This window comes from Halorubrum sp. Atlit-26R (assembly GCF_003666015.1).
Lineage (GTDB): Archaea > Halobacteriota > Halobacteria > Halobacteriales > Haloferacaceae > Halorubrum.
Genome location: NZ_QPLT01000445.1, coordinates 1 through 486, shown reverse-complemented (window position 1 = coordinate 486; position 486 = coordinate 1). Strand labels below are relative to the sequence as shown.

1 protein-coding gene is annotated in these 486 nt (G+C 68.3%); it reads right to left on the bottom strand.

All coding sequences use genetic code 11. The features are described from left to right. A partial coding sequence (locus DVK07_RS23100; protein ID WP_394338906.1) for a hypothetical protein occupies positions 1–486 on the bottom strand: 486 nt, incomplete at both ends.

Sequence of the window (486 nt, the reverse complement as noted above, 5' to 3'; positions counted from 1 at the left end):
GCCTCGTCCGGCCGCGGGTTGACCGTCACGTCCGTGGTCGCGCTGTCGTTCAGCGTCGTCAGGTTAACTTGGAACGACTCGCTCGAATCGCCGAGACCGGCCGGATCGACCGGGATGCGGACGATTTCGGTCGTCGACTCGCCGCCGGCGAGTTCGTCGGTGGTGACGTTCACCGGCCCCCCGGCGTCAGTCGTGGCGTTGACCGACGTGTTCCCGGCGAGGTCGCCGACGTTGTCGATCTCCACGGCGACCCGCGCCGTGCTGCCGTTAGTAACCTCGAGCAGCGAGGCCGCCTCGTCGACCTCAAGGGTGAAGTTCGCGGGCGCGGGCTGCTCCTCAACGTCCACGCGCGTCGCGGCGTCGTCGTCGTCAGTCTCCACCTCGACGAACGCCGGTCCGAGCGACGCGTCGACTGGAACGGGGACATCGAACTCGACCGTCGTTGCGTTCCCCGGTCCGACGGAGACGGAGTCGTTGAACGCCTCG